Source organism: Streptococcus sp. Marseille-Q6379 (assembly GCF_965119505.1).
This window is the reverse complement of record NZ_CBCPLV010000001.1, coordinates 1,139,523-1,161,559: the sequence shown is the minus strand read 5'-3', so window position 1 is coordinate 1,161,559 and position 22,037 is coordinate 1,139,523. Positions and strand designations below refer to the sequence as shown.

The 22,037-nt window shown below is 42.9% G+C and carries 12 protein-coding genes, 12 tRNA genes and 6 rRNA genes; 29 read left to right on the top strand and 1 reads right to left on the bottom strand.

The genetic code is table 11. The annotated features are described in order from the left end of the window. Window positions 1-753 precede the first annotated feature (753 nt). The 29 genes from ACWPVZ_RS05830 (at window position 754) to ACWPVZ_RS05690 (ending at window position 21,125) form a co-directional block, all read left to right on the top strand. Window positions 754-1,953 carry an argininosuccinate synthase gene (locus tag ACWPVZ_RS05830; RefSeq protein ID WP_037598503.1) on the top strand — a complete coding sequence of 400 codons (1,200 nt, stop codon included), beginning with the start codon at window positions 754-756 and terminating at the stop codon, window positions 1,951-1,953. 326 nt (window positions 1,954-2,279) lie between these two features. After that, entirely contained in the window at window positions 2,280-3,665 is a 1,386-nt protein-coding gene (argH, locus tag ACWPVZ_RS05825) for an argininosuccinate lyase (RefSeq protein ID WP_002891959.1), read from the top strand. Between the two features lie 84 nt (window positions 3,666-3,749). Then, on the top strand, window positions 3,750-4,085 hold the full coding sequence (rnpA, locus tag ACWPVZ_RS05820) for a ribonuclease P protein component (RefSeq protein WP_002891957.1): 336 nt from the start codon (window positions 3,750-3,752) through the stop codon (window positions 4,083-4,085). A gap of 114 nt (window positions 4,086-4,199) precedes the next feature. Beyond that, on the top strand, window positions 4,200-5,006 hold the full coding sequence (locus tag ACWPVZ_RS05815; protein ID WP_414341157.1) for a membrane protein insertase YidC: 807 nt from the start codon (window positions 4,200-4,202) through the stop codon (window positions 5,004-5,006). Between the two features lie 11 nt (window positions 5,007-5,017). After that, window positions 5,018-6,061, top strand: coding sequence for an RNA-binding cell elongation regulator Jag/EloR (gene jag / locus ACWPVZ_RS05810; RefSeq protein ID WP_414341158.1), 1,044 nt, complete (start codon window positions 5,018-5,020; stop codon window positions 6,059-6,061). Window positions 6,062-6,191: 130 nt separating this feature from the next. Further along, window positions 6,192-6,788 carry a TetR/AcrR family transcriptional regulator gene (locus ACWPVZ_RS05805; RefSeq protein WP_414341159.1) on the top strand — a complete coding sequence of 199 codons (597 nt, stop codon included), beginning with the start codon at window positions 6,192-6,194 and terminating at the stop codon, window positions 6,786-6,788. Then, window positions 6,785-7,348 carry an NAD(P)H-dependent oxidoreductase gene (locus ACWPVZ_RS05800; RefSeq protein ID WP_073686074.1) on the top strand — a complete coding sequence of 188 codons (564 nt, stop codon included), beginning with the start codon at window positions 6,785-6,787 and terminating at the stop codon, window positions 7,346-7,348. The genes ACWPVZ_RS05805 and ACWPVZ_RS05800 overlap by 4 nt, the downstream gene beginning before the upstream one ends. Window positions 7,349-7,543: 195 nt before the next feature. Then, window positions 7,544-7,678 carry a 50S ribosomal protein L34 gene (gene rpmH, locus ACWPVZ_RS05795; RefSeq protein WP_002885866.1) on the top strand — a complete coding sequence of 45 codons (135 nt, stop codon included), beginning with the start codon at window positions 7,544-7,546 and terminating at the stop codon, window positions 7,676-7,678. Between the two features lie 204 nt (window positions 7,679-7,882). Further along, complete coding sequence (gene tgt, locus ACWPVZ_RS05790) at window positions 7,883-9,025, top strand: tRNA guanosine(34) transglycosylase Tgt (protein WP_414341160.1); 1,143 nt, start codon at window positions 7,883-7,885, stop codon at window positions 9,023-9,025. Between the two features lie 415 nt (window positions 9,026-9,440). Then, a 16S ribosomal RNA gene (locus ACWPVZ_RS05785) occupies window positions 9,441-10,988 on the top strand. A 54-nt stretch (window positions 10,989-11,042) separates the two neighbouring features. Next, window positions 11,043-11,115: transfer RNA gene (locus tag ACWPVZ_RS05780), tRNA-Ala, on the top strand. A 146-nt stretch (window positions 11,116-11,261) separates the two neighbouring features. Further along, a 23S ribosomal RNA gene (locus tag ACWPVZ_RS05775) occupies window positions 11,262-14,161 on the top strand. 83 nt (window positions 14,162-14,244) lie between these two features. Then, window positions 14,245-14,360, top strand: a 5S ribosomal RNA gene (gene rrf, locus ACWPVZ_RS05770). Between the two features lie 5 nt (window positions 14,361-14,365). After that, window positions 14,366-14,438 (top strand) — tRNA-Val (locus ACWPVZ_RS05765). A gap of 2 nt (window positions 14,439-14,440) precedes the next feature. Beyond that, a tRNA-Asp gene (locus ACWPVZ_RS05760) sits at window positions 14,441-14,513 on the top strand. Between the two features lie 19 nt (window positions 14,514-14,532). Beyond that, a tRNA-Lys gene (locus tag ACWPVZ_RS05755) sits at window positions 14,533-14,605 on the top strand. A gap of 5 nt (window positions 14,606-14,610) precedes the next feature. Then, window positions 14,611-14,692, top strand: a tRNA-Leu gene (locus ACWPVZ_RS05750). 12 nt (window positions 14,693-14,704) lie between these two features. After that, window positions 14,705-14,777: transfer RNA gene (locus tag ACWPVZ_RS05745), tRNA-Thr, on the top strand. Between the two features lie 6 nt (window positions 14,778-14,783). Beyond that, window positions 14,784-14,855: transfer RNA gene (locus ACWPVZ_RS05740), tRNA-Gly, on the top strand. Between the two features lie 6 nt (window positions 14,856-14,861). Beyond that, window positions 14,862-14,947: transfer RNA gene (locus tag ACWPVZ_RS05735), tRNA-Leu, on the top strand. Window positions 14,948-14,961: 14 nt separating this feature from the next. Then, a tRNA-Arg gene (locus tag ACWPVZ_RS05730) sits at window positions 14,962-15,035 on the top strand. Between the two features lie 6 nt (window positions 15,036-15,041). Continuing rightward, window positions 15,042-15,115 (top strand) — tRNA-Pro (locus tag ACWPVZ_RS05725). Window positions 15,116-15,245: 130 nt separating this feature from the next. Continuing rightward, window positions 15,246-16,793: ribosomal RNA gene (locus ACWPVZ_RS05720) — 16S ribosomal RNA — on the top strand. A gap of 54 nt (window positions 16,794-16,847) precedes the next feature. Continuing rightward, window positions 16,848-16,920 (top strand) — tRNA-Ala (locus ACWPVZ_RS05715). A 146-nt stretch (window positions 16,921-17,066) separates the two neighbouring features. Then, window positions 17,067-19,966 (top strand): 23S ribosomal RNA (locus tag ACWPVZ_RS05710). Between the two features lie 83 nt (window positions 19,967-20,049). Further along, window positions 20,050-20,165: ribosomal RNA gene (rrf, locus tag ACWPVZ_RS05705) — 5S ribosomal RNA — on the top strand. The 16S, 23S and 5S rRNA genes sit together here with 12 tRNA genes alongside, the layout of an rRNA operon. 5 nt (window positions 20,166-20,170) lie before the next feature. Continuing rightward, a tRNA-Asn gene (locus tag ACWPVZ_RS05700) sits at window positions 20,171-20,244 on the top strand. 114 nt (window positions 20,245-20,358) lie between these two features. Beyond that, window positions 20,359-20,694: a conjugal transfer protein TraF gene (gene traF, locus ACWPVZ_RS05695; protein WP_060971720.1), complete on the top strand. Its 336-nt coding sequence runs from the start codon at window positions 20,359-20,361 to the stop codon at window positions 20,692-20,694. A 17-nt stretch (window positions 20,695-20,711) separates the two neighbouring features. Continuing rightward, on the top strand, window positions 20,712-21,125 hold the full coding sequence (locus tag ACWPVZ_RS05690) for an acyl-CoA thioesterase (RefSeq protein ID WP_073950916.1): 414 nt from the start codon (window positions 20,712-20,714) through the stop codon (window positions 21,123-21,125). 31 nt (window positions 21,126-21,156) lie between these two features. Here ACWPVZ_RS05690 and ACWPVZ_RS05685 read toward each other — a convergent pair whose 3' ends face one another. Next, on the bottom strand, window positions 21,157-21,939 hold the full coding sequence (locus ACWPVZ_RS05685; RefSeq protein ID WP_414341163.1) for a protein-ADP-ribose hydrolase: 783 nt from the start codon (window positions 21,937-21,939) through the stop codon (window positions 21,157-21,159). Window positions 21,940-22,037: the final 98 nt, after the last annotated feature.

Sequence of the window (22,037 nt, the reverse complement as noted above, 5' to 3'; positions counted from 1 at the left end):
TATAGACAATTAAATTGAAAAAAGTTATTATATAATCAAGATATGTGATTCGGAAATGAGACATCGTCAATCTTATTGAAATCTACATACACTTTATGAAAATAAATAATGTACTTTTATATAACTTTTTCCTAATCCCCATTTTTTATTGGCCGCTCGTCCAATTACATATCTTTTTTATAGAAATTAATAGGCTTGAGAAATCAAGCCTTTTTTTTGTTTTTAAGAGGATTAGTGCAGATTGGGATAAAAAATACATTCTGTGAGTGAAATTCGACATTTTAGGAAATGAAGATATACATTTTGGGATTGCATGCTATAATGTAATCAAGGTTAGAGAGCAAGAAGAATGTATGGTTTAAGTTAGTCCCTTAAACATAATAATTTCCCTCATTCATTCTATCTAAAATTGCTGTTGTGTTCTCTACCGATGATGCTGTTGTTCAAAAGGTCTGTACTTTGTACAGGCCTTTTGGCATTTTAGAAGATAGATAGTTAAAGATGCTTTTGAATCTATTTGTATCGTTTCAAGAGTGTTTTTTTATTTTCACCCATTCCTTGCATAAAATTGAATAAAAATTAAGAATTACGCACTTTTCAGGTCGAAATAATAAATAAAAACAAATAAAAACGAAATAAATATAAAAAAATAACAAAAAACCGTTGACAGGTGAATAAATATGCAATATAATAAATCTCGTAAGGTTGATAGAGATAGCAACCGCAAGAAAATATAAGAAAAGAGAAAATATTATGTCAAAAGAGAAAGTTATTCTTGCCTATTCGGGAGGTCTTGATACCTCAGTCGCTATTACATGGCTTAAAAAAGATTACGATGTTATCGCTGTTTGTATGGATGTCGGTGAAGGTAAAGATCTTGAGTTCATCCATGACAAAGCTTTGACAGTTGGAGCTATCGAGTCATACGTGCTTGATGTCAAAGACGAGTTTGCTGAAGACTATGTGCTTCCAGCACTTCAGGCTCACGCTTACTATGAACAAAAATATCCTTTGGTTTCAGCGCTTAGCCGTCCAATCATTGCTAAAAAATTAGTTGAGATTGCTCATGAAACAGGAGCAACAACTATCGCTCACGGTTGTACTGGTAAAGGTAATGACCAAGTTCGTTTCGAAGTTGCCATTGCTGCCCTAGATCCAAGTCTTAAAGTAGTAGCGCCAGTGCGTGAATGGAAATGGTCTCGTGAGGAAGAAATTGAGTATGCTAAGGCTAATGGTGTTCCAGTTCCAGCAGACCTTGATAATCCTTACTCAGTCGATCAAAACCTTTGGGGACGTGCTAACGAGTGTGGTGTTCTTGAAAATCCTTGGAATCAAGCTCCAGAAGAAGCTTTTGGAATTACTAATTCACCAGAGTCTGCACCAGATGAAGCTGAATATGTCGATGTAACCTTTAAAGAAGGGAAACCAGTTGCCCTTAATGGTAAAGAAATGAAATTGGCTGACCTTATCCAAGAAATGAATGTTATTGCTGGCAAGCATGGTGTTGGACGTATCGACCACGTTGAGAATCGTCTTGTGGGTATCAAGTCACGTGAAATTTATGAATGCCCAGGAGCTATTGCGCTTTTGACAGCTCATAAAGAAATTGAGGACCTAACTTTGGTACGTGAAGTTTCTCATTTCAAACCAATTCTTGAAAATGAATTGTCAAACCTTATCTACAATGCTTTGTGGTTTAGCCCAGCAACACAAGCTATCATTGCTTATATTAAGGAAACACAAAAAGTTGTTAATGGTATCGCTAAAGTCAAACTTTATAAAGGGCATGCTCAGGTTGTAGCACGTCAATCAGCTAATTCATTGTATGATGAAAACTTGGCTACTTACACATCAGCGGACAGCTTTGATCAGGATGCTGCGATCGGATTTATCAAGCTTTGGGGTCTTCCAACTCAGGTTAATTCACAAGTTAATCATCCATTTGACAATTAATGACAGATTTCATAAGAAAAGTAGGATATTAGAAGAAAAATGCTTCTTATCAGATAAAAGTGGACAGGGAGCCACATCTGATACTCTTTTCTTATAACTTATATTATTATCGTTAAGGCGTTCTGAGAAGCGTCACGAGCCTAAATAAACTACGACTGAGATCGGGATTTAGGAAAACAAGTGTCCAGAGAGACAAATTAAGCTAGACAAATACTATCTAGCTTTTTTCATTTAAGTTATTGCGACCCAAGAGGTCGTTGCTTGTTATAAGTATTAAGAAAGGATGGAAGATTATCTCAGTGTAGGGAAATCTTCAAAATAAAACTATGGCAGAAAATCATAAACTATGGGGCGGTCGGTTCGAAGCTAGTCTTGAAAAATGGGTAGAAGAATTTGGTGCTTCAATCTCCTTTGACCAAAAGATGGCAGAGTTTGACCTTAAAGGGTCTATTGCCCATGTCACTATGCTTGGTGAGACAGGAATTATTACCAAAGAGGAAGCTTTACAAATTAAACAGGGTTTGGAAGAGCTGCTTGAGGAATATAAGGCTGGTAAACTAGAATTCGATGTTTCCAATGAAGATATTCATATGAATATGGAGAGCCTTTTAACAGCTAAAATTGGACCAGTAGCAGGAAAACTTCATACAGCACGTTCACGTAACGACCAAGTGGCAACGGATATGCACTTGTATCTGAAAGCTAAATTAGTGGAAGTTATTGAGAAGCTTGATAATTTACGTGGTACTTTAGTCAACCTAGCAGACAAACATACCTATACAATTATGCCAGGCTACACTCACTTGCAGCATGCACAACCGATTTCTTTTGGTCACCACTTGATGGCTTATTACAACATGTTTACACGTGATGCCGAACGTTTTGAATTTAATATCAAGCATACGGATATTTCTCCACTCGGAGCTGCTGCACTGGCAGGAACAACTTTCCCAATTGATCGTAATATGACATCTGACTTAATGGGCTTCGCAAAGCCATATAGCAATTCCTTGGATGCTGTTTCTGATCGTGACTTTATTCTCGAATTCTTGTCAAACTCAAGTATTCTAATGATGCATATGACACGTATTTGTGAAGAAATCATTAACTGGTGTTCTAACGAGTTTAAGTTTGTGACTTTATCAGATACTTTTTCAACAGGCTCTTCCATTATGCCTCAAAAGAAAAACCCAGATATGGCAGAACTAATTCGTGGGAAATCAGGTCGTGTCTATGGCAATCTGATTGGATTATTGACTGTGATGAAGTCATTACCTTTAGCCTACAATAAAGATCTCCAAGAAGATAAAGAAGGTATGTTTGATACGGTAGAAACGATTACTGTTGCTATTGATATTCTCGCAGGTATGCTCAATACAATGACTGTTAACGACAAGCATATGGCAGAATCAACAGAGAAAGATTTTTCAAATGCTACAGAGTTGGCTGATTATCTTGCGTCTAAAGGGCTACCATTCCGTGAAGCACATGAGATTGTTGGAAAACTTGTCCTTGAGTGTACCAAAGCTGGTTATTATCTTCAGGATGTTCCTCTCGAACGTTATCAAGGAGTCTCAGATTTAATTGAAGAGGACATCTATGAGACGCTTAAATCTCATACAGCTGTTGAACGTCGTCATTCCCTTGGTGGAACTGGTTTTGACCAGGTTAAATGGCAAATCAAAGAAGCTCAAAAAGCTCTAAAAAAATAAGTCTCTAAGGCCCTAACCATAAGGTTTTGGGCTTTTTTGCTATTTATGATATAATAGTACTAATTTTGAGTTTGGAGTCGCATTTTGAAAAAATCTTATCGCGTTAAGAAAGAGAAAGACTTTAAAGCATTATTTGATGCGGGACACAGTGTTGCTAATCGAAAATTTGTTGTCTACTGTCTGGATCGTGATCTGCCTCATTTTAGAGTAGGTTTGTCAGTCAGTAAGCGTCTTGGTAATGCGGTTACTCGGAATCGGGTAAAACGTCGTCTACGACATGCACTGATGGACATGTCATCTCAGTTAGAACATCAAGATTTTGTCGTTATTGCTCGTAAAGGTGTCGAAGACCTAAGTTATCAAGACATTTATAGCAATCTCGTTCATGTCTTAAAAATAGCAAAGTTATATAAGGACTAGAAAATTATTTTGCTTCTTTACATTGTAGGATAAACTAAGATCATTCCTGATTTTTGAGATAGTCTTAATGAATGGAAGCAAGCAGTTCTTTATCGTATTGAAAAGGAGTTTTTAGTGAAGAAAAAACTTAATTTATCTATTTTAGGTGCAGGAGTTCTCTTGCTTTTGTCCGCATGTGGACGAAGTGATGTTACAAGTCATTCTACAGGCCTTTGGGAACGTCTCATTTTAATGTTTGGGAAGGCTATTCAAGGGCTCTCATTTGGTGGTTCCATTGGATTAGGGATTATCATTTTCACGATTTTAATTCGTGCGGTAATGATTCCTCTTTATAATCGCCAAATTAAGTCAAGCCGTGAACTACAAGAGTTGCAGCCAGAGTTACGTCGCTTGCAGAGTGAGTATCCTGGACGCGAGAATCGTGAAGCTCTTGCTTATGCACAACAAGATCTTTATAAAGAGTATGGTGTAAATCCTTACGCAAGCTTTGTTCCTCTCTTGATTCAATTTCCTATTTTGATGGCTCTTTATGGAGCGCTCACGCGAGTGCCAGAATTGCGAGAAGGAACATTCCTCTGGGTTGACCTAGGTCAGAAAGACCCTTACTTTATTCTTCCGATTTTGGCGGCTGCTTTCACCTTCCTTTCAACTTGGTTGACCAATAAGGCAGCTAAAGATCGTAGTGCAATGCTTCTTGTTATGAATATCATGCTTCCAATCTTTATTTTCTGGTTTGGAACTCAGATTTCTTCAGGGGTAGCACTTTACTGGGCAGTTTCAAACGCCTTCCAAGTTATTCAGATTTTGGTTTTTAATAATCCGTTTAAAATCATCGAAGAACGTAATCGTTTGGAAATGGAAGAAAAAGAACGTAAAGCTAAGATTCGTCGTGCCAAGAAAAAGGCGCATAAACGTAAATAAGGAGGCTTATTATGGTTGTCTATTCTGGACGAACAGTCGAACAAGCTATTGAAAAAGGTTTGAAAGATCTTAATTTACCCCGTATGAGGGCTCATATTAAGGTGATTTCTCGTGAGAAAAAAGGTTTTCTAGGGTTCGGAAAGAAGCCAGCTCGAGTTAGCGTTGAACCAATAAATGAAAAGATAGCTCATGAAGCAGATCAAAACACCGTTAAAGTGGCTCCTGATGCTATAAAACAATTCGACGATTCTGTTGCAAGTCCAAAAGACGAAACGATTGCTTTCAATAAAGTGACAAAACTCGTTACGGTTTCAGATAATAAGGAAATTGCACAAGAAAACTTAAAGCAACCAGTGTCTACAGAGCACCTTGGTGAAGAGTTGCCAGATAAGAAACAGGAGCAACCAAAGGCAACAATTATTCCTCTATCTGTTAAACGTGAGTCATCAGAAGAGGATGCTACAGAATTTATGGCAAGTTCGCTTGAACCTCAACTAGAATCGATCGCTAAAGTTCAGACTCTGGAAACTCCAGAAGAAGATTTCAGTGATTTTGTGGCATCTGAGTTTAGTTCAGATAATTCTTCTGAAAATAATTTAGAAGATATTCAAGCTGCTGCAGATGATGTTTTATCTTATCTCGAAAAAATTATCTATGAAATGGATGTTGATGCTAGCCTAGAGGTTAGTCACAATCGTCGCAATATTATCATTCAGATTGAAACAGACCAGCCTGGTCGTGTTATCGGTTATCATGGCAAGGTTCTCAAGTCTTTACAACTTTTAGCGCAAAATTATTTGCACGATCGTCATTCTAAACGCTTTAGTGTTGTTCTTAATGTTCGTGATTATTTGGAGCAACGCACAGAGACTTTGATTGATTTAGCAGAAAAAACGGCAACTAAAGTAAAAGAAACAGGCCGAGAGTATGTTATGGATCCAATGACGAATAGCGAACGAAAAATTATCCATAAGGCACTTTCTCAAATTGAAGGGGTTGAAAGTCACTCGGAAGGGGACGATCCTAATCGTTACGTTGTTGTGACAAAAGTATAATTAGAATAGCGTTATTGCTTACAGAAACTAGTCTTATTTGAAGGCTAGTTTTTTTGACAATTAAAAGTAGACGGTGTATACTTTTAATAAAAAGTAACCGCTGTCTACTTAAATGGAAAAGGGAGTCAAAATGAAACGTAATACTGCTGAATTGAAGGAAAAGTTAATCGCAACTGGAGTCGAGGAGATAAGAATAAGAGGTGTCGATCAACTATCTATCCGAACGGTGGCCCAAAGATGTGGGGTCACCCATGGGGCACCCTATAAGCACTTTGAAAATAAGGATGTATATCTTCAAGTAGTTTTAGAGCGTTTATCTGAGATCTTTTTGAAGTATCTGACACAAGGAATAGGCTCTTCTCTTGATGTAAGGGATCAATTAGTATTAATGGGTTGTAATTTTGTGGAATTTGCTCAAAAAGAAACAAATAGTTTTGAGGCCTTGTTTATTAACTTTCCTTTCAATTATATGGAACTAACCCAGGACAGCATCTCTGTTAATGCCCATTTACCAGGATTTGAGCACTTTAAGAGTGTGGTTTTGAAGCTAAAAAATGAAATGAACATTTCTGGTAGTGAGACAGAAATATTAGTTCATATCTGGAGTTTTATTACTGGATTAGCTGTTTTGGTAAGGAGTCCTATTGGTGATAATTTCAATAGTAACACTATTAAAGAGACTGTTAGTACTATGTTAGACATCTACGTTAAAGGAGCTAAACAATGAAAACCTTAATTATTTACGCACATCCAAACGACAAGAGCTACAATGCCTCTATACTAGAGACTGTCAAGGAGAATTTATCGTCTAAACATGAGTTAAAGGTTCTAGATTTGTATAAAGAGCGGTTCGATCCTGTTTTACGCTTTGATACAACGCATAGGAGAAGAGACCTAGCGCACGATGTAGCTATGAAAGACTATCGAGATTTAATAATTTGGGCAGATCAGTTGATTTTTATTTTTCCAATTTGGTGGAGTGGAATGCCGGCTATCTTGAAAGGATTTATTGAACGCGTCTTTGCTGCTAGTTTTGCCTATGAAAATACACCCCGTGGATTGGATGGTAAACTGACTGGGAAAGCTTGGATTATTACAACCCACAATACACCAAAGATAGTTCTACCTTTAGTTCAAGATTATAGCAAAGTTCTAAAATTTCAAGTCCTAAAACCTTGTGGTATTAAATCGGTCAAAGTTACCCAGATTTCACCTGTTGAGTATATGGGTGACCATAAGCGAAAAGAGGTGCTCAAGAAAATAGCTAAAATAGCAAGAAGGTTATGAGCAAGCGATGATATAGGGATAGTAATATGGTCTACAATTATCACCAGCCTAAGGGTTTCAAAGATATAATAAAATTAATATCTAAGTAATTCTTGACAAGATTAAGCTATTGCTATAAAATAGTATAGTATGTTTAGTAACTGATCAAAAATAGCCGGCTAAACGAATACGAAAATCTATCAGGAGGTATTCAACGTGAAACGTACTTATCAACCAAGTAAAATCCGTCGTCAACGTAAACACGGATTCCGTCACCGTATGTCAACTAAAAACGGACGTCGTGTTCTTGCAGCTCGTCGTCGTAAAGGACGTAAAGTTCTTTCAGCATAAGACGTTATTGAAAGCAACAGTGCTCGAGACTGTTGTTTTTTTGTTTGCTATGAATGTTAGTGTTGGTGTTTGATGGTATTTATCGAGAGTTTGAAAATATAGAGCTGACAATTCTTGTAATTTTTGATAAACTAAAGCGGTTGTGGATAATGACCACTGACTAAAAAATACTTAGGACTGTTTTTCCTAATGTAAGGAGTATAAATGACTGATTTTCCTATTAAATATCGTCTTATAAAGAAAGAAAAACACACAGGAGCACGCCTGGGGGAAATTATCACGCCTCATGGAACTTTTCCAACGCCGATGTTTATGCCTGTAGGCACCCAAGCTACAGTAAAAACGCAATCCCCTGAAGAATTAAAACAGATGGGTTCAGGAATTATTTTGGCCAATACCTATCATTTATGGCTAAGACCTGGTGATGAGCTCGTTGCTAAAGCTGGAGGACTCCATAAATTCATGAATTGGGACCAAGCGATTCTTACAGATAGCGGTGGTTTCCAAGTTTATTCATTGGCAGAAAAACGCAATATTTCTGAAGAAGGTGTAACATTTAAAAATCACCTTAATGGAAGTAAGATGTTTTTATCTCCTGAAAAAGCGATCTCGATTCAGAACAATCTCGGTTCAGATATTATGATGAGCTTTGACGAATGTCCTCAATTTTACCAACCATACGATTATGTGAAAAATTCTATTGAAAGGACAAGTCGTTGGGCAGAACGAGGGCTAAAAGCACACCGTCGCCCACATGATCAAGGCCTATTTGGAATTGTGCAGGGAGCAGGTTTTGAAGACCTCCGTAGACAATCTGCACAGGATTTGGTTTCTATGGATTTTCCAGGTTATTCAATTGGAGGTCTTGCGGTTGGAGAAACTCATGAAGAGATGAATGCGGTCCTAGACTTTACTGTACCTTTGCTTCCTGAGAATAAACCACGTTATCTTATGGGTGTAGGAGCACCAGATAGTTTAATTGATGGTGTTATCCGTGGCGTTGATATGTATGATTGTGTTCTTCCAACTCGAATTGCTCGAAACGGAACTTGTATGACGAGTCAAGGGCGTCTCGTGGTTAAAAATGCGTCGTATGCAGAAGATTTTAGCCCTATAGATCCTGAGTGTGATTGTTATACATGTAAGAATTACACACGTGCTTATGTGAGACATTTGTTGAAAGCAGATGAAACGTTTGGAATTCGCCTGACAAGTTATCATAATCTCTACTTCTTGGTAAATTTAATGGCCAAGGTACGACAAGCTATTATAGATGACAATTTACTTGAGTTTCGCCAAGATTTCATTGAAAAATATGGTTATAATGCAAGTAAAAGAAATTTTTAAATAATTTATTTAGCAGTACATGATTGTACTGCTTTATTTTTTCAAAAACCCTATTGACAAGTATTGATTTAGGTGTTAAGATATAAAAGTTGTCTTAACAGACTTGCCATAAACTTGAAAAGGTTCCAAAACTTTTAAAAAGTTATTGACAAGACAAGTCAGAGATGATATTATAAATAAGCTGCTTCGGAAGGGGTGGCGAACACGAGAAGTAAAAAAACTTCGAAAAAAGTGTTGACAAGTTATTCTAGATTTGCTAGAATATAGGAGTTGTCTTAAGAGAGATAAAGACCTTTGAGAACTGAATAAGAAACCAAGTGCAGGGTTATGATAGAAGAAATTATAACCTGTCAATTTACAAGAATAAATCGTCAGATGACGGAAATGAGTTAACGCTCGAACAATTATTAAAGATTTTAATGAGAGTTTGATCCTGGCTCAGGACGAACGCTGGCGGCGTGCCTAATACATGCAAGTAGAACGCTGAAGAGAGGAGCTTGCTCTTCTTGGATGAGTTGCGAACGGGTGAGTAACGCGTAGGTAACCTGCCTTGTAGCGGGGGATAACTATTGGAAACGATAGCTAATACCGCATAACAATGGGTGACACATGTCATTTATTTGAAAGGGGCAATTGCTCCACTACAAGATGGACCTGCGTTGTATTAGCTAGTAGGTGAGGTAACGGCTCACCTAGGCGACGATACATAGCCGACCTGAGAGGGTGATCGGCCACACTGGGACTGAGACACGGCCCAGACTCCTACGGGAGGCAGCAGTAGGGAATCTTCGGCAATGGGGGCAACCCTGACCGAGCAACGCCGCGTGAGTGAAGAAGGTTTTCGGATCGTAAAGCTCTGTTGTAAGTCAAGAACGAGTGTGAGAGTGGAAAGTTCACACTGTGACGGTAGCTTACCAGAAAGGGACGGCTAACTACGTGCCAGCAGCCGCGGTAATACGTAGGTCCCGAGCGTTGTCCGGATTTATTGGGCGTAAAGCGAGCGCAGGCGGTTTGATAAGTCTGAAGTTAAAGGCTGTGGCTCAACCATAGTTCGCTTTGGAAACTGTCAAACTTGAGTGCAGAAGGGGAGAGTGGAATTCCATGTGTAGCGGTGAAATGCGTAGATATATGGAGGAACACCGGTGGCGAAAGCGGCTCTCTGGTCTGTAACTGACGCTGAGGCTCGAAAGCGTGGGGAGCGAACAGGATTAGATACCCTGGTAGTCCACGCCGTAAACGATGAGTGCTAGGTGTTGGATCCTTTCCGGGATTCAGTGCCGCAGCTAACGCATTAAGCACTCCGCCTGGGGAGTACGACCGCAAGGTTGAAACTCAAAGGAATTGACGGGGGCCCGCACAAGCGGTGGAGCATGTGGTTTAATTCGAAGCAACGCGAAGAACCTTACCAGGTCTTGACATCCCGATGCTATTTCTAGAGATAGAAAGTTACTTCGGTACATCGGTGACAGGTGGTGCATGGTTGTCGTCAGCTCGTGTCGTGAGATGTTGGGTTAAGTCCCGCAACGAGCGCAACCCCTATTGTTAGTTGCCATCATTCAGTTGGGCACTCTAGCGAGACTGCCGGTAATAAACCGGAGGAAGGTGGGGATGACGTCAAATCATCATGCCCCTTATGACCTGGGCTACACACGTGCTACAATGGTTGGTACAACGAGTTGCGAGTCGGTGACGGCAAGCTAATCTCTTAAAGCCAATCTCAGTTCGGATTGTAGGCTGCAACTCGCCTACATGAAGTCGGAATCGCTAGTAATCGCGGATCAGCACGCCGCGGTGAATACGTTCCCGGGCCTTGTACACACCGCCCGTCACACCACGAGAGTTTGTAACACCCGAAGTCGGTGAGGTAACCTTTTGGAGCCAGCCGCCTAAGGTGGGATAGATGATTGGGGTGAAGTCGTAACAAGGTAGCCGTATCGGAAGGTGCGGCTGGATCACCTCCTTTCTAAGGAAAAACGGAATGCACTTGAGTTTCTTATTTAGTTTTGAGAGGTCTTGTGGGGCCTTAGCTCAGCTGGGAGAGCGCCTGCTTTGCACGCAGGAGGTCAGCGGTTCGATCCCGCTAGGCTCCATTGAATCGAAAGATTCAAGTATTGTCCATTGAAAATTGAATATCTATATCAAATTCCATATGTAATTAATTACATATAGATAGTAACAAGAAAATAAACCGAAACGCTGTGAATATTTAATGAGTTAGGTCGCAAGACCAAAATAAGGTTAAGTTAATAAGGGCGCACGGTGGATGCCTTGGCACTAGAAGCCGATGAAGGACGTGACTAACGACGAAATGCTTTGGGGAGCTGTAAGTGAGCAATGATCCAGAGATGTCCGAATGGGGGAACCCGGCAGGTAATGCCTGTCACTCATTACTGTTAAGGTAATGTAGAGGAAGACGCAGTGAACTGAAACATCTAAGTAGCTGCAGGAAGAGAAAGCAAAAGCGATTGCCTTAGTAGCGGCGAGCGAAACGGCAAGAGGGCAAACCGAAGAGTTTACTCTTCGGGGTTGTAGGACTGCAACGTGGACTTAAAGATTATAGAAGAACTACCTGGGAAGGTAGGCCAAAGAGAGTAATAGCCTCGTATTCGAAATAGTCTTTATGCCTAGCAGTATCCTGAGTACGGCGAGACACGAGAAATCTCGTCGGAATCTGGGAGGACCATCTCCCAACCCTAAATACTCTCTAGTGACCGATAGTGAACCAGTACCGTGAGGGAAAGGTGAAAAGCACCCCGGGAGGGGAGTGAAATAGAACCTGAAACCGTGTGCCTACAACAAGTTCGAGCCCGTTAATGGGTGAGAGCGTGCCTTTTGTAGAATGAACCGGCGAGTTACGATATGATGCGAGGTTAAGTTGAAGAGACGGAGCCGTAGGGAAACCGAGTCTTAATAGGGCGCATTAGTATCATGTCGTAGACCCGAAACCATGTGACCTACCCATGAGCAGGTTGAAGGTGAGGTAAAACTCACTGGAGGACCGAACCAGGGCACGTTGAAAAGTGCTTGGATGACTTGTGGGTAGCGGAGAAATTCCAAACGAACTTGGAGATAGCTGGTTCTCTCCGAAATAGCTTTAGGGCTAGCGTCGATGTTAAGTCTCTTGGAGGTAGAGCACTGTTTGGGTGAGGGGTCCATCCCGGATTACCAATCTCAGATAAACTCCGAATGCCAACGAGATATAATCGGCAGTCAGACTGCGAGTGCTAAGATCCGTAGTCGAAAGGGAAACAGCCCAGACCACCAGCTAAGGTCCCAAAATATATGTTAAGTGGAAAAGGATGTGGGGTTGCACAGACAACTAGGATGTTAGCTTAGAAGCAGCTATTCATTCAAAGAGTGCGTAATAGCTCACTAGTCGAGTGACCCTGCGCCGAAAATGTACCGGGGCTAAAACATATTACCGAAGCTGTGGATACCTTTATAGGTATGGTAGGAGAGCGTTCTATGTGCGAAGAAGGTGTACCGTGAGGAGTGCTGGAGCGCATAGAAGTGAGAATGCCGGTATGAGTAGCGAAAGACAGGTGAGAATCCTGTCCACCGTAAGACTAAGGTTTCCAGGGGAAGGCTCGTCCGCCCTGGGTTAGTCGGGACCTAAGGAGAGACCGAAAGGTGTATCCGATGGACAACAGGTTGATATTCCTGTACTAGAGTATATAGTGATGGAGGGACGCAGTAGGCTAACTAAACCAGACGATTGGAAGTGTCTGGCCAAGCAGTGAGGTGTGATATGAGTCAAATGCTTATATCTATAACATTGAGCTGTGATGGGGAGCGAAGTTTAGTAGCGAAGTTAGTGATGTCACACTGCCGAGAAAAGCTTCTAGCGTTAATTATACTCTACCCGTACCGCAAACCGACACAGGTAGTCGAGGCGAGTAGCCTCAGGTGAGCGAGAGAACTCTCGTTAAGGAACTCGGCAAAATGGCCCCGTAACTTCGGGAGAAGGGGCGCTGACTTATGGTCAGCCGCAGTGAATAGGCCCAAGCAACTGTTTATCAAAAACACAGCTCTCTGCTAAATCGTAAGATGATGTATAGGGGGTGACGCCTGCCCGGTGCTGGAAGGTTAAGAGGAGTGCTTAGCGTAAGCGAAGGTATGAATTGAAGCCCCAGTAAACGGCGGCCGTAACTATAACGGTCCTAAGGTAGCGAAATTCCTTGTCGGGTAAGTTCCGACCCGCACGAAAGGCGTAATGATTTGGGCACTGTCTCAACGAGAGACTCGGTGAAATTTTAGTACCTGTGAAGATGCAGGTTACCCGCGACAGGACGGAAAGACCCCATGGAGCTTTACTGCAGTTTGATATTGAGTATCTGTACCACATGTACAGGATAGGTAGGAGCCTATGACCTCGGGACGCCAGTTTCGAGTGAGGCGTTGTTGGGATACTACCCTTGTGTTATGGCTACTCTAACCCAGATAGGTTATCCCTATCGGAGACAGTGTCTGACGGGCAGTTTGACTGGGGCGATCGCCTCCTAAAAGGTAACGGAGGCGCCCAAAGGTTCCCTCAGAATGGTTGGAAATCATTCGCAGAGTGTAAAGGTATAAGGGAGCTTGACTGCGAGAGCTACAACTCGAGCAGGGACGAAAGTCGGGCTTAGTGATCCGGTGGTTCCGCATGGAAGGGCCATCGCTCAACGGATAAAAGCTACCCTGGGGATAACAGGCTTATCTCCCCCAAGAGTTCACATCGACGGGGAGGTTTGGCACCTCGATGTCGGCTCGTCGCATCCTGGGGCTGTAGTCGGTCCCAAGGGTTGGGCTGTTCGCCCATTAAAGCGGCACGCGAGCTGGGTTCAGAACGTCGTGAGACAGTTCGGTCCCTATCCGTCGCGGGCGTAGGAAATTTGAGAGGATCTGCTCCTAGTACGAGAGGACCAGAGTGGACTTACCGCTGGTGTACCAGTTGTTCTGCCAAGAGCATCGCTGGGTAGCTATGTAGGGAAGGGATAAACGCTGAAAGCATCTAAGTGTGAAGCCCACCTCAAGATGAGATTTCCCATGATTTTATATCAGTAAGAGCCCTGAGAGATGATCAGGTTGATAGGTTAGAAGTGGAAGTGTGGTGACACATGTAGCGGACTAATACTAATAGCTCGAGGACTTATCCAAAGAAAGTAACTGAGACATATTGACAACGATTTGGTTTCTTGATACAGTATAGATGTTCAATTTTGAGTTGAGAATACTCAGAGTTAAGTGACGATAGCCTAGGAGATACACCTGTTCCCATGCCGAACACAGAAGTTAAGCCCTAGTACGCCTGATGTAGTTGGGGGTTGCCCCCTGTTAGATACGGTAGTCGCTTAGCACAAAGGGAGTTTAGCTCAGCTGGGAGAGCATCTGCCTTACAAGCAGAGGGTCAGCGGTTCGATCCCGTTAACTCCCATAGGTCCCGTGGTGTAGCGGTTATCACGTCGCCCTGTCACGGCGAAGATCGCGGGTTCGATTCCCGTCGGGACCGTTCAAGTAGAAATATTTGAGACTCGTTAGCTCAGTTGGTAGAGCAATTGACTTTTAATCAATGGGTCACTGGTTCGAGCCCAGTACGGGTCATATATGCGGGTGTGGCGGAATTGGCAGACGCACCAGATTTAGGATCTGGCGCTTAACGGCGTGGGGGTTCAAGTCCCTTCACCCGCATTAGAAAAGTTAGCCGGCTTAGCTCAGTTGGTAGAGCATCTGATTTGTAATCAGAGGGTCGCGTGTTCAAGTCATGTAGCCGGCATAAAATGCGAACGTAGTTCAGTGGTAGAACATCACCTTGCCAAGGTGGGGGTCGCGGGTTCGAATCCCGTCGTTCGCTTGAGGAGCCGGGGTGGCGGAACTGGCAGACGCACAGGACTTAAAATCCTGCGAAAGGAAACTTTCGTACCGGTTCGATCCCGGTCCTCGGCATAATAAAATAATGAGCACCCTTAGCTCAACTGGATAGAGTACCTGACTACGAATCAGGCGGTTAGAGGTTCGACTCCTCTAGGGTGCATTTTATCGGGAAGTAGCTCAGCTTGGTAGAGCACTTGGTTTGGGACCAAGGGGTCGCAGGTTCGAATCCTGTCTTCCCGATTTAGACCTTTGAGAACTGAATAAGAAACCAAGTGCAGGGTTATGATAGAAGAAATTATAACCTGTCAATTTACAAGAATAAATCGTCAGACGACGGTAATGAGTTAACGCTCGAACAATTATTAAAGATTTTAATGAGAGTTTGATCCTGGCTCAGGACGAACGCTGGCGGCGTGCCTAATACATGCAAGTAGAACGCTGAAGAGAGGAGCTTGCTCTTCTTGGATGAGTTGCGAACGGGTGAGTAACGCGTAGGTAACCTGCCTTGTAGCGGGGGATAACTATTGGAAACGATAGCTAATACCGCATAACAATGGGTGACACATGTCATTTATTTGAAAGGGGCAATTGCTCCACTACAAGATGGACCTGCGTTGTATTAGCTAGTAGGTGAGGTAACGGCTCACCTAGGCGACGATACATAGCCGACCTGAGAGGGTGATCGGCCACACTGGGACTGAGACACGGCCCAGACTCCTACGGGAGGCAGCAGTAGGGAATCTTCGGCAATGGGGGCAACCCTGACCGAGCAACGCCGCGTGAGTGAAGAAGGTTTTCGGATCGTAAAGCTCTGTTGTAAGTCAAGAACGAGTGTGAGAGTGGAAAGTTCACACTGTGACGGTAGCTTACCAGAAAGGGACGGCTAACTACGTGCCAGCAGCCGCGGTAATACGTAGGTCCCGAGCGTTGTCCGGATTTATTGGGCGTAAAGCGAGCGCAGGCGGTTTGATAAGTCTGAAGTTAAAGGCTGTGGCTCAACCATAGTTCGCTTTGGAAACTGTCAAACTTGAGTGCAGAAGGGGAGAGTGGAATTCCATGTGTAGCGGTGAAATGCGTAGATATATGGAGGAACACCGGTGGCGAAAGCGGCTCTCTGGTCTGTAACTGACGCTGAGGCTCGAAAGCGTGGGGAGCGAACAGGATTAGATACCCTGGTAGTCCACGCCGTAAACGATGAGTGCTAGGTGTTGGATCCTTTCCGGGATTCAGTGCCGCAGCTAACGCATTAAGCACTCCGCCTGGGGAGTACGACCGCAAGGTTGAAACTCAAAGGAATTGACGGGGGCCCGCACAAGCGGTGGAGCATGTGGTTTAATTCGAAGCAACGCGAAGAACCTTACCAGGTCTTGACATCCCGATGCTATTTCTAGAGATAGAAAGTTACTTCGGTACATCGGTGACAGGTGGTGCATGGTTGTCGTCAGCTCGTGTCGTGAGATGTTGGGTTAAGTCCCGCAACGAGCGCAACCCCTATTGTTAGTTGCCATCATTCAGTTGGGCACTCTAGCGAGACTGCCGGTAATAAACCGGAGGAAGGTGGGGATGACGTCAAATCATCATGCCCCTTATGACCTGGGCTACACACGTGCTACAATGGTTGGTACAACGAGTTGCGAGTCGGTGACGGCAAGCTAATCTCTTAAAGCCAATCTCAGTTCGGATTGTAGGCTGCAACTCGCCTACATGAAGTCGGAATCGCTAGTAATCGCGGATCAGCACGCCGCGGTGAATACGTTCCCGGGCCTTGTACACACCGCCCGTCACACCACGAGAGTTTGTAACACCCGAAGTCGGTGAGGTAACCTTTTGGAGCCAGCCGCCTAAGGTGGGATAGATGATTGGGGTGAAGTCGTAACAAGGTAGCCGTATCGGAAGGTGCGGCTGGATCACCTCCTTTCTAAGGAAAAACGGAATGCACTTGAGTTTCTTATTTAGTTTTGAGAGGTCTTGTGGGGCCTTAGCTCAGCTGGGAGAGCGCCTGCTTTGCACGCAGGAGGTCAGCGGTTCGATCCCGCTAGGCTCCATTGAATCGAAAGATTCAAGTATTGTCCATTGAAAATTGAATATCTATATCAAATTCCATATGTAATTAATTACATATAGATAGTAACAAGAAAATAAACCGAAACGCTGTGAATATTTAATGAGTTAGGTCGCAAGACCAAAATAAGGTTAAGTTAATAAGGGCGCACGGTGGATGCCTTGGCACTAGAAGCCGATGAAGGACGTGACTAACGACGAAATGCTTTGGGGAGCTGTAAGTGAGCAATGATCCAGAGATGTCCGAATGGGGGAACCCGGCAGGTAATGCCTGTCACTCATTACTGTTAAGGTAATGTAGAGGAAGACGCAGTGAACTGAAACATCTAAGTAGCTGCAGGAAGAGAAAGCAAAAGCGATTGCCTTAGTAGCGGCGAGCGAAACGGCAAGAGGGCAAACCGAAGAGTTTACTCTTCGGGGTTGTAGGACTGCAACGTGGACTTAAAGATTATAGAAGAACTACCTGGGAAGGTAGGCCAAAGAGAGTAATAGCCTCGTATTCGAAATAGTCTTTATGCCTAGCAGTATCCTGAGTACGGCGAGACACGAGAAATCTCGTCGGAATCTGGGAGGACCATCTCCCAACCCTAAATACTCTCTAGTGACCGATAGTGAACCAGTACCGTGAGGGAAAGGTGAAAAGCACCCCGGGAGGGGAGTGAAATAGAACCTGAAACCGTGTGCCTACAACAAGTTCGAGCCCGTTAATGGGTGAGAGCGTGCCTTTTGTAGAATGAACCGGCGAGTTACGATATGATGCGAGGTTAAGTTGAAGAGACGGAGCCGTAGGGAAACCGAGTCTTAATAGGGCGCATTAGTATCATGTCGTAGACCCGAAACCATGTGACCTACCCATGAGCAGGTTGAAGGTGAGGTAAAACTCACTGGAGGACCGAACCAGGGCACGTTGAAAAGTGCTTGGATGACTTGTGGGTAGCGGAGAAATTCCAAACGAACTTGGAGATAGCTGGTTCTCTCCGAAATAGCTTTAGGGCTAGCGTCGATGTTAAGTCTCTTGGAGGTAGAGCACTGTTTGGGTGAGGGGTCCATCCCGGATTACCAATCTCAGATAAACTCCGAATGCCAACGAGATATAATCGGCAGTCAGACTGCGAGTGCTAAGATCCGTAGTCGAAAGGGAAACAGCCCAGACCACCAGCTAAGGTCCCAAAATATATGTTAAGTGGAAAAGGATGTGGGGTTGCACAGACAACTAGGATGTTAGCTTAGAAGCAGCTATTCATTCAAAGAGTGCGTAATAGCTCACTAGTCGAGTGACCCTGCGCCGAAAATGTACCGGGGCTAAAACATATTACCGAAGCTGTGGATACCTTTATAGGTATGGTAGGAGAGCGTTCTATGTGCGAAGAAGGTGTACCGTGAGGAGTGCTGGAGCGCATAGAAGTGAGAATGCCGGTATGAGTAGCGAAAGACAGGTGAGAATCCTGTCCACCGTAAGACTAAGGTTTCCAGGGGAAGGCTCGTCCGCCCTGGGTTAGTCGGGACCTAAGGAGAGACCGAAAGGTGTATCCGATGGACAACAGGTTGATATTCCTGTACTAGAGTATATAGTGATGGAGGGACGCAGTAGGCTAACTAAACCAGACGATTGGAAGTGTCTGGCCAAGCAGTGAGGTGTGATATGAGTCAAATGCTTATATCTATAACATTGAGCTGTGATGGGGAGCGAAGTTTAGTAGCGAAGTTAGTGATGTCACACTGCCGAGAAAAGCTTCTAGCGTTAATTATACTCTACCCGTACCGCAAACCGACACAGGTAGTCGAGGCGAGTAGCCTCAGGTGAGCGAGAGAACTCTCGTTAAGGAACTCGGCAAAATGGCCCCGTAACTTCGGGAGAAGGGGCGCTGACTTATGGTCAGCCGCAGTGAATAGGCCCAAGCAACTGTTTATCAAAAACACAGCTCTCTGCTAAATCGTAAGATGATGTATAGGGGGTGACGCCTGCCCGGTGCTGGAAGGTTAAGAGGAGTGCTTAGCGTAAGCGAAGGTATGAATTGAAGCCCCAGTAAACGGCGGCCGTAACTATAACGGTCCTAAGGTAGCGAAATTCCTTGTCGGGTAAGTTCCGACCCGCACGAAAGGCGTAATGATTTGGGCACTGTCTCAACGAGAGACTCGGTGAAATTTTAGTACCTGTGAAGATGCAGGTTACCCGCGACAGGACGGAAAGACCCCATGGAGCTTTACTGCAGTTTGATATTGAGTATCTGTACCACATGTACAGGATAGGTAGGAGCCTATGACCTCGGGACGCCAGTTTCGAGTGAGGCGTTGTTGGGATACTACCCTTGTGTTATGGCTACTCTAACCCAGATAGGTTATCCCTATCGGAGACAGTGTCTGACGGGCAGTTTGACTGGGGCGATCGCCTCCTAAAAGGTAACGGAGGCGCCCAAAGGTTCCCTCAGAATGGTTGGAAATCATTCGCAGAGTGTAAAGGTATAAGGGAGCTTGACTGCGAGAGCTACAACTCGAGCAGGGACGAAAGTCGGGCTTAGTGATCCGGTGGTTCCGCATGGAAGGGCCATCGCTCAACGGATAAAAGCTACCCTGGGGATAACAGGCTTATCTCCCCCAAGAGTTCACATCGACGGGGAGGTTTGGCACCTCGATGTCGGCTCGTCGCATCCTGGGGCTGTAGTCGGTCCCAAGGGTTGGGCTGTTCGCCCATTAAAGCGGCACGCGAGCTGGGTTCAGAACGTCGTGAGACAGTTCGGTCCCTATCCGTCGCGGGCGTAGGAAATTTGAGAGGATCTGCTCCTAGTACGAGAGGACCAGAGTGGACTTACCGCTGGTGTACCAGTTGTTCTGCCAAGAGCATCGCTGGGTAGCTATGTAGGGAAGGGATAAACGCTGAAAGCATCTAAGTGTGAAGCCCACCTCAAGATGAGATTTCCCATGATTTTATATCAGTAAGAGCCCTGAGAGATGATCAGGTTGATAGGTTAGAAGTGGAAGTGTGGTGACACATGTAGCGGACTAATACTAATAGCTCGAGGACTTATCCAAAGAAAGTAACTGAGACATATTGACAACGATTTGGTTTCTTGATACAGTATAGATGTTCAATTTTGAGTTGAGAATACTCAGAGTTAAGTGACGATAGCCTAGGAGATACACCTGTTCCCATGCCGAACACAGAAGTTAAGCCCTAGTACGCCTGATGTAGTTGGGGGTTGCCCCCTGTTAGATACGGTAGTCGCTTAGCGTTTATCCGCCATAGCTCAGTTGGTAGTAGCGCATGACTGTTAATCATGATGTCGTAGGTTCGAGTCCTACTGGCGGAGTATAATTCTCATTGCTAGACCTAGGTCTAGTTTTTTTATTGTTAAGTTATTTACTTGTTAAAAGTTTAAATTTCAGATATGATAATACTGTATTTTAAATTGAAAGGTATTATTATGTCAAATTTTGCATCTGCTTTTACACCTATTTCTGTTTCTTCGGCTAAGGAGAATATTGATACAGCTGAAAAATTTATTTTATTTATTGGACGTCCTTCTTGTCCATATTGTCAACTTTTTGAACCTAAATTATCAAATGTGGCACGTAATTCAAATCTTACTATTTTCTATATTAATAGCGAAAATAGTGAAGAACTAGAAGATATTCAAGCTTTACGTAAAAGATATGGTATTGCTACAGTTCCTGCTCTCTTTGTTTCAGAAAATGGAGCTGCTAAGGTTGTATGTGACTCTTCTCTTTCTGAGGATGATATTTTAGATTTTATTTCTTAGTCTTTTTGGAGGTTCTTATGTTTATTTGTAAACACGAGGTCCAGTACTATGAAACAGATCGAATGGGTATTACTCATCATTCTAATTATGTTCGATGGATGGAAGAGGCGAGAACTTTTTTTCTAAGAGAGATAGGTTGGCCTTATGAAAAAATTGAAGAGGAGGGAATTATCTCTCCTGTTACTTCAATTTCCTGTGACTATAAAGCTACTTCTACTTTTGCAGATGTAATTTCTATCGAGATTAATGTTAAAAGAGTTAAATCTGCTAAACTTACTTTTGTATACAATATGGTAAATCAAAACGGAATCCTTGTTTGTACAGCTGTTTCTGAACATAGTTTCTTGTCTAAGGACGGTGGTTTTGTCAATCTTAAAAGAGATTATTCGTCATTTTTTAATCTTTTAAAAGAGCATTCAGTTATGCAATAAAAAAGAAGAAAATCAAATCGATTTTCTTCTTTTATTTGGCAAGGAGTTTTTGATAAATAGCTAAATTTTCATCATCAAATACGTTAAATATTACTTTTTTTATTATACTTGACTCGTCAATAAAGGTTTTGACTGTTTGAATGGCGATTTTGGCAGCTTCTTGTTTTGGAAAATTGAAATCTCCAGTTGATAGACATGGTATAGCAATTGATTCAATGTTATTTTTCTCAGCTAGTGCTAATACTGAAAGATAACTTTTTGCTAAAAGATCTTCATCAATTTGTGTCGGTTGGTCTACTATTTTTGGACCTACTGTATGAATGACAAAGGCAGAAGGAAGATTGTAAGCTGGGGTGATTTTAGCCATGCCAACGGGTTCTTCATATCCTTGTTCTAAGATGAGTTCGAAACAAGCTTGGCGTAACTGAACACCTGCGTATGTATGAATAGCGTTATCTACACAATCATGAAGTGGTTTCATACATCCAAGTAAGGTTTTATTAGCTGCATTTACGATTGCATCTACTTCGAGTCTTGTAATATCACCTTTCCAGAGGTAGATTCGATCATCTTGTGGAATGGGCTGGAGCGAACTGAGTTGTACAAATCCTCTTTCCCCTTTTCTAAACTGTAGGTAAAGGTCTTGGATTGTTAAGAATTGTGTTGATGCTGCCATTGGTTTACGTGTATTAAAGAGTGCTCTGAGAAGTTTTTGTTTTTCCTCGAGTTCTTCTGGGATAATCAAATCATGTAATTCTAGATTTTCTTTTTTGAGTTCACCTATGAGATAGGTAATCATTGCATCTTTATCCATATTTACTCATTTCTATTTTTATAGTTTTTTATTATTATACTCCCAAGACTGGCTGTGGGCAAGTGATGTCTATGATAGGTAATGACTAATATTTGATA

Bases quoted from the DNA above. Each gene is read 5' to 3' on its own strand.
- ACWPVZ_RS05830 (WP_037598503.1), top strand. From the start codon at position 754: ATGTCAAAAGAGAAAGTTATTCTTGCCTATTCGGGAGGTCTTGATACC.
- argH (WP_002891959.1), top strand. From the start codon at position 2,280: ATGGCAGAAAATCATAAACTATGGGGCGGTCGGTTCGAAGCTAGTCTT.
- traF (WP_060971720.1), top strand. From the start codon at position 20,359: ATGTCAAATTTTGCATCTGCTTTTACACCTATTTCTGTTTCTTCGGCT.
- ACWPVZ_RS05805 (WP_414341159.1), top strand. From the start codon at position 6,192: ATGAAACGTAATACTGCTGAATTGAAGGAAAAGTTAATCGCAACTGGA.
- jag (WP_414341158.1), top strand. From the start codon at position 5,018: ATGGTTGTCTATTCTGGACGAACAGTCGAACAAGCTATTGAAAAAGGT.
- ACWPVZ_RS05800 (WP_073686074.1), top strand. From the start codon at position 6,785: ATGAAAACCTTAATTATTTACGCACATCCAAACGACAAGAGCTACAAT.
- ACWPVZ_RS05685 (WP_414341163.1), bottom strand. From the start codon at position 21,939: ATGGATAAAGATGCAATGATTACCTATCTCATAGGTGAACTCAAAAAA.
- ACWPVZ_RS05690 (WP_073950916.1), top strand. From the start codon at position 20,712: ATGTTTATTTGTAAACACGAGGTCCAGTACTATGAAACAGATCGAATG.
- tgt (WP_414341160.1), top strand. From the start codon at position 7,883: ATGACTGATTTTCCTATTAAATATCGTCTTATAAAGAAAGAAAAACAC.